This is a genomic window from Actinomadura rubrisoli (assembly GCF_004349215.1).
GTDB lineage: Bacteria > Actinomycetota > Actinomycetes > Streptosporangiales > Streptosporangiaceae > Spirillospora > Spirillospora rubrisoli.
Genome location: NZ_SMKU01000320.1, coordinates 1 through 10,889 on the forward strand (window position 1 = coordinate 1; position 10,889 = coordinate 10,889).

Below are 10,889 nucleotides of genomic sequence, written 5' to 3' on the forward strand. Positions count from 1 at the left end.
GACGGGCTGAGGGTGGTACCGGCGGGGAGGTCGCGGGCGGCTCCGAGAATGCGGACGGACGGTGGCGGGCCGGGGCGGAGGGCGGCGAGGGCGGAACCAGCGGCGGCCGCGGCGAACAGTGCCGCCAAGGGCCGCCGCAGGCGGGTTAAGCGGGTGCTCATGGCAGTTCCAGGAGGAGTCGCATCCCGTCCAGGACGTGGGGGCAGGGGCAGTCGCGTTCGGTGGGCAGGGCCTTGACCACGTCGGCCACGAGGGTGCGGAGGCGGCCGATGTTCTCGCCGAAGACGCGGTACACCTCCTCCATCGTGACGCCCTCGCCTTCTTCGATGCCGGCGTCGAGGTCGGTGACCAGGCAGAGCGGGGTGTAGCAGAGGGCCAGCTCGCGGGCGAGGACGGCCTCCGGGTGGCCGGTCATGCCGACGAGCGTCCAGCCCTGGGAGGCGTACCAGCGGGACTCGGCGCGGGTGGAGAAGCGGGGGCCCTCGATGACGACGAGGGTGCCGCCGTCGACGGGGTCCCAGCCGGCGGCCTGTGCGGAGCCCACGGTGGTGTGGCGGCCCGTGGGGCAGTAGGGGTCGGAGAAGGACACGTGGATCGCGCCGCCCTCGTCGTAGTAGGTCTGGGCGCGGCCGTGCGTGCGGTCGGCGAGTTGGTCGGGGACGGCCAGCGTGCCGGGGCCGTAGTCGGTGGTCAGGGAGCCGACGGCGCTCGGCGCGAGCACCTGCCGGACGCCGAGGGAGCGCAGCGCCCACAGGTTGGCCCGGTAGGGGATCCGGTGCGGTGGATAGCGGTGGTCGCGGCCGTGCCGGGGGATGAACGCGACGCGGCGGCCGGCGAGCTCGCCGACCGCGATGAGGTCGCTCGGCGGGCCGTACGGGGTCTCGACCCTGAGCTCCTCGATGTCGTCGAGGAACGAGTAGAAACCGGAGCCGCCGATCACGCCGATCTCGGCGGCGGGCGGTGCGGCGGAAGGCGAAGTGGACATGGCGCCGACATTAGCCACCCGCTGACCGGCCCCGGGAGACCCGCCGCCAAATGTGGATAACTCCATGATCGTCGTCCGGACACGCCAGGGCCCGGCCGGGTGGCCGGGCCCTTTCGTCTCCTGTCAGCCCACCGGTTCGAGCACCTTCGAGCGCTCGGGGGACGGACGGTTCCGGGCGAGGCGGCCTGGGGTCCAGATGCGCCGTCCGATGTCGTACGACAGGGCGGGCAGCAGCAGCGACCGGACGATCAGCGTGTCGAGTAGGACGCCGAAGGCGACCACGAAGCCCATCTCGGCCATGGACACCAGCGGCAGCGTGGCCAGGGCGGCGAACGTGGCGGCCAGGACCAGCCCGGCGGAGGTGATGACGCCGCCGGTGACGGTGAGGCCGCGCTGGATGCCGCGGCGGGTGCCGAGGGCCTCCGATTCTTCGCGGACGCGGTGCATCAGGAAGATGTTGTAGTCGACCCCCAGCGCGACCAGGAAGATGAAGGCCAGCAGGGGGAACCCGGTGTCGGTGCCCTCGAAACCGAAGCCGTGCTGGAAGATCAGGGCGCAGGCGCCGAGCGAGGCCAGGAACGACAGGACCACGGTGGCCATCATCAGCAGCGGCGCGACCAGGGCGCGCAGCAGCAGGATGAGGATCAGCAGGACCACGGACAGCACGATCGGGATGATGACCTTGTTGTCGCGGTCGGAGGCCCGCTGGATGTCCAGGGCCGTGGCGGTGGTGCCGCCCACCTTGGCATCGGCGGACGGGACGGCGTGCGCGGCGTCCCGGAGCCGGTCGATGGTCTGCTGCGCGGCCTTGCTGTCGGCGGGGTCGCGTAGGGTTGCCTCGTACTGGACGAGCCCGTTCGCGGCGACGGGACGGCTGAGCTCCGCGACTCCCCGGGTCTTGCCGATGGTGGCGGCGAGCGGACCCGCGGCGGACGCCTTGCCGATGACGACGGCGGGGGCGCCGGAGCCGGCCGGGTAGTGCCGCGCGACGATCTCGGAGCCGACGACGGAGTCGGGACGTCCGGTGAACTGCCCGGCGTCCGAGAGCCCGTCGGCCTTGAGCGAGCCCAGGCCGAACGTGAGGGCCAGCAGGCCGATCGCGGTGCCCACCCAGAGCGCGCGCGGGTGCTTGCCGACCAGGGTGGCCACGCGGCTCCAGATGCCGTGCTCGGCCTCGTACGCCTCGGGCTTCAGGTACTTGGCGTCGTAGCGGGGGACCAGCGGCCAGAACAGCCAGCGGCCGAAGATGACCAGGAGGGCGGGAAGGAGGGTGACCATCGAGGCGAGGGCGGTCAGGACGCCCGCGGCGGCGACCGGGCCCATGCCCGCGGTGGAGTTCATGTCGGCGAGCAGCAGGCACAGCAGGCCGACGGCGACGGTTGCGGCGGAGGCGATCACGGCCGGGGCGGCGCGGTGCAGCGCGTACGCCATGGCCTCGTGCCGGTCCTCGTGCCGGTGCAGTTCCTCGCGGTAGCGGGCGACGAGCAGGAGCGCGTAGTCGGTGGCGACACCGAAGACCAGGACGGTCAGGATGCCGGCGCTCTGCCCGTTCACGGTCAGGCCGGCGTTCTTGGCGAGGAGGTAGACGACGGACTGCGCGAGTCCGAGGGCGAACACGGCGCTCAGCACCGGGACGAACCACAGCACCGGGCTGCGGTAGATGATCAGCAGCAGGACGATCACGACGATGCCGGCGGCCATCAGCAGGAAGCCGTCGATGCTCTTGAAGACCTCGAACTGGTCGGCGCCGCCTCCGGCGGGACCGGTGACGTGGGCGTTCAGGCCGGGCGGCCCGCGCTTGACGAGGTCGCGGGCCCCGTCGACGGCGCCGGTGACGTCCTCGTCGGTGAAGGGCACGAGGGTCTGCAGCGCCTTGCCGTCCTTGGACGGGAACGGCCCCTGCGCCTTCTGGGCGCCGGGCAGGTGCTGCAGGGCGCCCACGTCGGAGGCGGCCTTGGTGCGGTCGGCGGCGGTGATGCCGCCGGGGCGCTCGTAGACGACGACCGCGAGCATCGTCTCGTCCTTGCGGAACTGCTCCTGCAGCTTGACGACCTGCGTGGACTCGGCCCCGCCGGGGAGCCAGGCCGCCGCGTCGTTCTTCTCGACGTCGCCGAGTTTGCCGGCCAGGGGGCCGAGGGCGAGCAGCAAGACGATCCACAGGGCCAGGACGGCCCACTTGGTCCGGCGGCCGGCGATCAGGCTGGCCAGGCGATGGGCTCGTGATCTAGGGGGAGCCGGGCTGTGTGCGCTCATGATTCCTTCTCCTGTGCCGTCTTCGGGGGATTCGCGATATGTCGTGTTCGAGATCTAGAGTGTCTCGCTATCAGAGAGATATCAAGTAGTATCTCAACCGTCCCGGTCGTCACCGCTTCAAGTGAGCTTCTCGCTTAGAGAGTCTCTCTAAAATAGAGGCTTGTCAAGTGGGCTGGAGGGCCGGCTTTTCGTTCGCGGGTCCATGCCGTCGCCTTTGATCGGTTGTGGGCCCATCGTCGGATGGCGGCATGCTCTGGCGCGTCCGGCTGCAGAGGGCAGCCGCGCTACCTCGTTCGAGGCAGGGGCGACCGCCGGGTTCACCCTGGAGATGTAGAACCCGCCGGTCCGTACGGTGGACGCGGCGGGCGCGGGACGAGGGGTCCCCGGGCATGACGAAAGCCGGGGGATCTCCGGCCGGATGTGGGCGGCGGGGAGATCTCCCGGCTGTTCGCGCAGGTCTAAGCGGTCAGGCGACCTTTTCCGAGGACGAGGTCGAGGACGGCTTGCTCGACGAGGAGGAGGACGAGGAGGACGAGGAGTCGCCCGAGGAGGAGGGCGCGGGCTTCTCGGACTTGCCCGAGTCGCCGCCCGAACCGCCCGAATCGCCGCCCGAATCACCGGAGGACCCGTTGGACGAGGCGTTCACGGTGGAGGTCTTGCTGGAGCCGCGGCTGTCGGTGCGGTAGAAGCCCGAGCCCTTGAAGATGATCCCCGCGGCGGAGAAGACCTTGCGGAGCCTGCCCTCGCACGCCGGGCATTCGGTCAGCGCGTCGTCGCTGAACTTCTGCACGACCTCAAGAGGCTCGCCGCACTCGGTGCAAACGTACTGATACGTCGGCACGGTTCCTCCTCGCTGACTCAGTCCGGTCTGTTCCCGGGACTGGCACTCACTCTGAACGACTGCTAATGGTACCCATGCGTGGAACGGGATTCGTCCCCGGTCTGTTCCCGGCGCCGCCCCAGGCCCGCCCCCGGGCTCGTCCCAGGGCCCGCCCGGGCTCCTCCCAGGCCCCGTCCCGGGCGCGTCTCGGGCCCGCTCCGGGCGCGCGCTAGGCCCGTCCAACATCCCGCCCGGTGGTCCGGCCTCAGGTTCCCGTTTCGCCGAACCAGCCTGCCAGCTTCCCGCGGCGGCTGACCGCGCGCAGGCGGCGTTCGGTGATCTCCCTTACGGCGTCGGTGGTGACGACCAGGAGCGTGTCACCGGCCTGCAAGGGCGTCGTCCGGGACGGGACGAAGCTGGAACCGTCACGGACCACGAGGGTGACGGACGCGCCCTGGGGCAACCGCAGCTCGAAGATCTCCACGCCGTTCAGCTGGGAGTCGAGCGGGATCCGGACCTCCAGCAGGTCGGCGTGCAACTCCTCCAGCGGCGCGGCCTCCACGTCCAGCTCCCGCGTCTCCTCGTCGCTCTCCAGGCGGCACCAGCGCGCCACCAGCGGCAGCGTGGGGCCTTGGAGGAGGGTGAACACGACGACGATGTTGAAGACGATGGCGAAGATCCGTCCGGCGCCCGGGACGTCCTCCACCATGGGGATGGTGGCCAGGACGATCGGGACGGCGCCGCGCAGCCCCGCCCAGGAGGCGAAGAGCTTCTCGCCCCACGACAGCCTGAACCCGATCGTCGACAGGACGACCGACACCGGACGGGCGATGAGCAGCAGGACGAACCCGATCACGAGCGCGGGGACGATCTGGCCCGGCAGCTCGCTGGGCGAGGCCAGCAGGCCGAGCATCACGAACAGGCCGATCTGCGCCAGCCAGCCGATGCCCTCGGCGAAGCCGCGGGTGGCGGGCCGGTGCGGGAGCCGTGCGTTGCCGAGGACGAGGGCGCTGACGTAGACGGCGAGGAAGCCGCTGGCGTGCAGCAGCGTCGCGGCGCCGTACGAGCCGACCGACAGCGACAGCACGGCGATCGGGTAGAGGCCGGACGCGGGGAGCGCGATGCGGCGCAGCGCCTGCGCGCCGAGCCAGCCCACGGCGATGCCGACCACGGCGCCGGCGATCAGCTCGTACACCATCACGCCGAGCAGCTCGGCGATGTTGGGGGCACCCGAGTGGACGGAGCTGAGCGTGACCACGATGATCACGACGGGCGCGTCGTTGAAGCCCGACTCGGCCTCCAGCAGTCCGGTCAGGCGGGACGGCAGCGGCAGCCGCCGCAGCACCGAGAACACGGCCGCCGCGTCGGTCGGGGCGAGCACGGCGGCCAGCAGGAACGCGGGCCGCCAGTCCATGCCGAGCAGCAGGATGGCGGCGCCCGCCACCATGCCGATGCTGAGCAGGGTGCCGATCGTGGACACGCTGACGGCGGCGGGCACGGAGGGGCGCACATGCCGCCAGCTGGTGGTGAGGCCGCCCTCGGCCAGGATCAGGACGAGGGCCGCCAGGCCGAGGGTCTCGGCGAGTTCGGCGTTGTCGAAGTCGATGTGGAGGGGGCCGGACTCGCCGATGAGCAGACCGAGTCCCAGATAGGCCAGGAGGGTGGGAAGGCCCGCCTGGTGGGACAGCCTGACCGCGATGATCGCGCTGAGTACGAGTGTGGCCCCGAGGAGTAGCCAGATGTCGAGCTGCACATCCCACCCTTCGGGGTCGTCAAAGTTGACCGTTTAGGAATCCTACAGATTCGCGGGCCGATTGCATATTTGTGGTTCATGGATGGGATGTCGCGATCGTTCCCTATCTCCGTTTGACCTGCGGGTTTACCCCGTTGACGACGTTCTGCACCTCGCGGCCCTCGACGGCCGCCGTGACGTTGTCCCGCACCATCGCGACGATGTTCAACTGGGACTGCGCCGTCCCACCGGCCGTGTGCGGAGACAGCAGGACGCTCTCGTGCGCACGCAGCGGATGATCCGTGGTGAGAGGTTCCTGGTCGAACACGTCTAGGGCCGCACCGGCCAGCCGTCCCGATTCCAAGGCGGCGAGGACGGCGTCATCGGGCGCGATGCCCCCGCGCGCCACGTTCACCAGCAGCGCGTTGTCGGGCAGTAGCGTGAGCCGTTCGGGACCGATCAGCCCACGCGTCTCGCCGGTCAGTGGCAGGGCGAGTACGAGGATGTCGGACGTGGCGACCAGATCGTCCAGTTCCCGGTACGTCGCGGACGCCTCAGGGCGCGGACGGCGCGTCCAGTACGAGACCGCGCAGCCGAGTGCCTGGAACAGCCGCGCCGCCTCCGCGCCGATCGCACCGAAACCGACGATGCCGACGCGCTGCGAGTGAATTTCCCTTGTCCCCCGGGCGAGGACCTCCAGTTGCGGCCACTCGCCCGCGCGCACACCGCGGTCGCCATAGACCAGGTGACGGCAGAGCGCGAACGCCGCTCCGACGGCCCACTCCGCTACCGCGCGCGCGTTGGCACCGGCTGTGTTGGCCACCGGGATGCCCGCTGCGGACAGTGCGGCGACGTCGATGCTGTCGGTTCCAACGGACGGCATCTGGACGAACACGAGGTCCGGTGCTGCGGCCACGGCGTCGGCGTCCAGTGCGAGCAGTCCGGTGAAGTCGCCGATCACCACTTCGGCGCCGTCCGCGAGGGCGGCGTGCAGGCCCGCACGGTCCCTGGACGAAGGGAACGTCAGTTTGGCCGCGTCACCGAGATGCGCGAACAGCCCGCGTACGAGGTCCTCTCCGAGTGGGGGCAGCGACAGGATCCGCCACGGCGCCGTCATCGTGAACCTCCCAGGTCAGCCTGTCGTGGATCGCGCCCCCGAATGCCGCGATCTTGCTGATCCTCACCCTATTGGCCCCGCGCCGAGCCCAGTCCGCTCTGTCCCGTCCCGCCTTGTTTCGCCCCCGCTCCGTCCGCTCTGTCCCGTCCCGAGGCCCTAGACCCCCGCGCCAGCCGCGCCCTCAGCCGAGCCTGACCAGGCCCTCGGACGGGGTCGCCGCGGCCCGGACGCGCTGGTCGTGCGGCTCGGACGGCAGCGTCTCCACCAGTTCCGAGTCGTACACCAGCCCTACCGTCAGGATGGCTGGGCCCACGCGCGCGAGGACGCGGTCGTACGAGCCGCCCCCTCTGCCGAGGCGCATGCCCGTCCGGTCAACGGCCAAGGCGGGCGCGAGGACGACGTCGGCGCTGGCCACCGCGCCTGGCCCGCGCGGGGGCTCGGTCGGTTCCAGCAGCCCGCGCGGGCCCGGAGCCAGCGAGCCGGGCCCTTCGTACGACGCCCAGTCGAGGTCGCCGTCAGGCAGGAGCCTCGGAAGCAGGACGTACGTGCCGCGCTTCCACAACGCGAACAGCAGGCTGCGCGTGTCGGGCTCGGCGCCCACCGACACGTACGCCGCCACGGTCCCCGCCATCTCGACCTGGGGGACCGAGAGGAGCGCGTCGCGCAGTGACCGCGCGGCGGCCGACCGTGCCTCCGCGCCGAGGGCGGCGCGCTCAACCAGCAGTTCCGCCCGGAGACGGGCTTTCGTGACGATGTCGTGCACGCTGTTGTCCTCATGGGTGACTAGGGTCTCTACATGGCCGACATTGCACCTGTACTCAAGGCGGTCGTCCCGGCGGCCGGCCTCGGTACCCGATTCTTGCCCGCCACCAAGGCGACACCAAAGGAAATGCTGCCCATCGTCGACAAACCGGCGATCCAGTACGTCGTCGAGGAGGCGGTCGACGCCGGCCTCAACGACGTCCTGATGGTCACGGGGCGCAGCAAGCGGTCCATCGAGGACCACTTCGACCGAGCCTACGAGCTTGAGGAGGCGCTGCGCGCCAAGGGCGACGACGAGCGGCTCAGCGCCGTCCGCGAGTCCAGCGAGCTGGCGATCATGCACTACGTCCGGCAGGGCGAGCCGCGCGGCCTCGGGCACGCCGTGCACTGCGCCCGCCAGCACGTCGGCCGCGAACCGTTCGCCGTCCTGCTCGGCGACGACATGATCGACGCCCGCGACCAGCTGCTCAAGCGCATGATCGAGGTCAGGGGGCAGTACGGCGGCAGCGTCGTGGCGCTGATGGAGGTGGCGCCCGACCAGGTCTCGGCCTACGGCTGCGCCGCGATCGAGGCCACGGGCGAGGACGATGTCGTGCGCATCAGCGACCTGGTCGAGAAGCCCGCCCCCGAGGAGGCGCCGAGCAACTGGATCATCATCGGCCGGTACGTCTGCGACCCGGCGGTCTTCGACGTCCTGGAGAAGACCCCGCCCGGGCGCGGCGGCGAGATCCAGCTGACCGACGCCCTGCGCACCCTGGCCGACGCGCCCGCCGACCAGGGCGGCGGCGTATACGGGGTGAAGTTCCGCGGACGCCGCTACGACACCGGCAACAAGCTGGAGTACCTGCGCACGGTCGTGCAGTTCGCCTCCGAGCGCTCCGACCTTGCGCCGGAGTTCATCCCCTGGTTGCGCGAGTTCGTCCGGCAGTACGACGCGTGACCGGCGTGGGGAGCGCGGGAGTGTCGTGACGACGCGTCACACTGGGGCGGTGGGCATGAGAACGGTCGACGAGCATCTGACGGACATCCTCGGCAGCGTCCCCGTCCTGCCGCCGCTTGATCTGGCGTTGCTGGAGGCGCACGGGGCGGTGCTCGCCGAGCCCGTCTCCGCGCCCGTCCCGCTGCCGCCGTTCGACAACTCCGCGATGGACGGCTACGCCGTGGTCGCGGCGGACATCGCGGGCGCCACGGAGGCGGAACCGGTCGTCCTCCCGGTCGTCGGGGACATCCTGGCGGGCGACCCTGGCGTGTCGGCGATCCGGCCGGGGCTGACCGCGCGGATCATGACGGGAGCCCCGCTGCCCGCCGGCGCCGACGCCGTCATCCCGGTCGAGTGGACGGACGGCGGCGCCGCCACGGTCCGGATCTCGCGTCCCGCGCCGCCCGGCAACTACATCCGCCGCGCCGGGGAGGACGTCCTCGCAGGTCAGGTCGTCGCGGACGCGGGCACCCGGCTCGGCGCCGCGCAGATCGGCATGCTCGCCGCAGTCGGACGGTCCCACGCGGTCGTCCGGCCCAGGCCCCGCGTGGTGGTGATGTCCACGGGCACCGAGCTGCGGGAACCGGGTTCCACGCTCGGCGCGGGCCAGATCTGGGAGTCCAACAGTTTCATGCTGACCGCCGCCGTCGCCGAGGCGGGCGGCGTCGGCTACCGGCAGGAGACCGTCGGGGACGAGCCCGTCAAAGTCCTGGAGACCCTGCGCGACCAGCTCGTCCGCGCGGACGCCATCGTCACCTCCGGCGGGGTCTCGATGGGCACGCGGGACGTCGTCAAGGAGGTGCTGACCGGTGTCGGCACCGTGGAGTTCCACAAGGTGCGGATGCGGCCCGGCAAGCCCCAGGGGTTCGGCCTGTTCGAGGGCACGCCGGTCTTCACCCTCCCCGGCAACCCGGTCAGCGCGTACATCTCGTTCCAGGTCTTCGTGCGTCCCGCGCTGCGCGCCATGCAGGGCCTGCCGCCCGAGCCGCTGCCCACCGTGAGCGCCGTCCTCGGCGAGGACGTCAGGTCCCCGGCCGGGCTGCGCCACTACGTCCGCGGGCGCCTGTCGTTCACCCGCGGCTTCTACACTGTCGCCCCGGCCGAGGTGCAGGGCTCGCACCAGCTCGGCTCCCTGTCGTCCGCCGACGCCCTCATCGCGCTGCCGGAGGACGCCGAGGCCCTGCCCGCCGGGTCCCACGTCGAGGTCATGAGGTTGCCGTCATGAGTGCCATGGGCACGGAGTTCAACCATCTGGACGAGAAGGGCGCGGCCCGCATGGTCGACGTCTCGGCCAAGAACGTCTCGTCCCGCAGCGCCACGGCGACGGGGTTCGTCCGGCTGTCCACGGAGTGCGTGGAGCTGCTGCGCGCCGGGGACATGCCCAAGGGCGACGCGCTGTCGGTCGCCCGTATCGCCGGGATCATGGGCGCCAAGCGCGTGCCCGACCTGGTCCCGCTGTGCCACCCGATCGCGCTGCACGGCGTCGCCGTCGAACTGGCCATCGAGGACGGCGGCGTCGCCATCACCGCCACCACCCGCACCGCCGACCGGACGGGCGTGGAGATGGAGGCGCTCACGTCCGTCGCCGTCGCCGGGCTCGCGCTCGTCGACATGGTGAAGGCCGTCGACCCCGCCGCCGTGATCACCGACGTTCAGGTCGAGGAGAAGATCGGCGGCAAGACGGGCGTCTGGCGCCGCTCCGAGGGCAGGCGATGAGCCCTCCGGCGAGTCCTTCGGCCGGGACAGGGGCGGCGATGATGCGGGCGATGGCGGTCACGGTGTCGAACCGGGCGGCGGCGGGCGTGTACGCCGACAAGTCCGGCCCGGTGCTGGTGGAGATGCTCGAAGACCTCGGCTGCGAGGTCGACGGCCCCGTGGTGATCCCGGACGGTGAGCCCGTCGCCGGCGTCCTGCGCGACGCGGTGGCGGCCGGATACGACGTCGTCGTCACCTCCGGCGGGACGGGCCTCACCCCGTCCGACCAGACGCCCGAGATGACCCGCCTGGTGATCGAGCGGGAGGTTCCGGGCATCGCCGAGGCCGTCCGCCTGGAGGGCCGCGAGGCGGTGCCCGCGTCGATCCTGTCGCGCGGCCTCGCGGGCGTGACGGGCCGCACCCCGCCGCCGTGATCACCGACGTTCAGGTCGAGGAGAAGATCGGCGGCAAGACGGGCGTCTGGCGCCGCTCCGAGGGCAGGCGATGAGCCCTCCGGCGAGTCCTTCGGCCGGGACAGGGGCGGCG

Annotated in this window: 9 protein-coding genes and 1 pseudogene; 4 read left to right on the forward strand and 6 right to left on the reverse strand. The window is 71.5% G+C overall.

Translation table 11 applies throughout. The features are described 5' to 3' along the window. Positions 1-157: 157 nt before the first annotated feature. The 6 genes from E1298_RS37400 to E1298_RS37425 all read right to left on the reverse strand — a co-directional run bounded on the left by E1298_RS37400 (position 158) and on the right by E1298_RS37425 (position 7,670). On the reverse strand, positions 158-985 hold the full coding sequence (locus E1298_RS37400; protein ID WP_131901912.1) for an S-methyl-5'-thioadenosine phosphorylase: 828 nt from the start codon (positions 983-985) through the stop codon (positions 158-160). Positions 986-1,108: 123 nt separating this feature from the next. Further along, positions 1,109-3,238 carry an MMPL family transporter gene (locus tag E1298_RS37405; protein ID WP_131901914.1) on the reverse strand — a complete coding sequence of 710 codons (2,130 nt, stop codon included), beginning with the start codon at positions 3,236-3,238 and terminating at the stop codon, positions 1,109-1,111. Between the two features lie 466 nt (positions 3,239-3,704). Next, positions 3,705-4,079, reverse strand: coding sequence for an FmdB family zinc ribbon protein (locus E1298_RS37410; protein WP_131901916.1), 375 nt, complete (start codon positions 4,077-4,079; stop codon positions 3,705-3,707). Between the two features lie 244 nt (positions 4,080-4,323). Continuing rightward, positions 4,324-5,811 (reverse strand): potassium/proton antiporter, encoded by a 1,488-nt coding sequence (locus E1298_RS37415; protein WP_131901918.1) that lies wholly within the window; start codon positions 5,809-5,811, stop codon positions 4,324-4,326. 103 nt (positions 5,812-5,914) lie between these two features. Beyond that, on the reverse strand, positions 5,915-6,907 hold the full coding sequence (locus E1298_RS37420) for an NAD(P)-dependent oxidoreductase (RefSeq protein WP_131901920.1): 993 nt from the start codon (positions 6,905-6,907) through the stop codon (positions 5,915-5,917). A gap of 181 nt (positions 6,908-7,088) precedes the next feature. Beyond that, positions 7,089-7,670 carry a 5-formyltetrahydrofolate cyclo-ligase gene (locus E1298_RS37425; RefSeq protein ID WP_131901922.1) on the reverse strand — a complete coding sequence of 194 codons (582 nt, stop codon included), beginning with the start codon at positions 7,668-7,670 and terminating at the stop codon, positions 7,089-7,091. A 33-nt stretch (positions 7,671-7,703) separates the two neighbouring features. On the opposite strand from E1298_RS37425, the gene galU reads away from it, so the two are divergent. The 4 genes and pseudogenes from galU to E1298_RS37445 all read left to right on the forward strand — a co-directional run. Beyond that, positions 7,704-8,609, forward strand: a complete 906-nt coding sequence (gene galU, locus E1298_RS37430) for a UTP--glucose-1-phosphate uridylyltransferase GalU (RefSeq protein WP_131901924.1) — start codon at positions 7,704-7,706, stop codon at positions 8,607-8,609. A 55-nt stretch (positions 8,610-8,664) separates the two neighbouring features. Further along, complete coding sequence (gene glp, locus E1298_RS37435; protein WP_131901930.1) at positions 8,665-9,873, forward strand: molybdotransferase-like divisome protein Glp; 1,209 nt, start codon at positions 8,665-8,667, stop codon at positions 9,871-9,873. Further along, positions 9,870-10,364 (forward strand): cyclic pyranopterin monophosphate synthase MoaC, encoded by a 495-nt coding sequence (gene moaC / locus E1298_RS37440; protein WP_131901926.1) that lies wholly within the window; start codon positions 9,870-9,872, stop codon positions 10,362-10,364. Before glp ends, moaC begins: the two co-directional genes overlap by 4 nt. A gap of 38 nt (positions 10,365-10,402) precedes the next feature. After that, positions 10,403-10,765: pseudogene (locus E1298_RS37445) on the forward strand (MogA/MoaB family molybdenum cofactor biosynthesis protein); the annotation flags it as partial. Positions 10,766-10,889: the final 124 nt, after the last annotated feature.

Coding starts and splice junctions, on each gene's coding strand:
- galU (WP_131901924.1), top strand. CDS start 7,704: ATGGCCGACATTGCACCTGTACTCAAGGCGGTCGTCCCGGCGGCCGGC.
- E1298_RS37420 (WP_131901920.1), bottom strand. CDS start 6,907: ATGACGGCGCCGTGGCGGATCCTGTCGCTGCCCCCACTCGGAGAGGAC.
- E1298_RS37405 (WP_131901914.1), bottom strand. CDS start 3,238: ATGAGCGCACACAGCCCGGCTCCCCCTAGATCACGAGCCCATCGCCTG.
- moaC (WP_131901926.1), top strand. CDS start 9,870: ATGAGTGCCATGGGCACGGAGTTCAACCATCTGGACGAGAAGGGCGCG.
- glp (WP_131901930.1), top strand. CDS start 8,665: ATGAGAACGGTCGACGAGCATCTGACGGACATCCTCGGCAGCGTCCCC.
- E1298_RS37400 (WP_131901912.1), bottom strand. CDS start 985: ATGTCCACTTCGCCTTCCGCCGCACCGCCCGCCGCCGAGATCGGCGTG.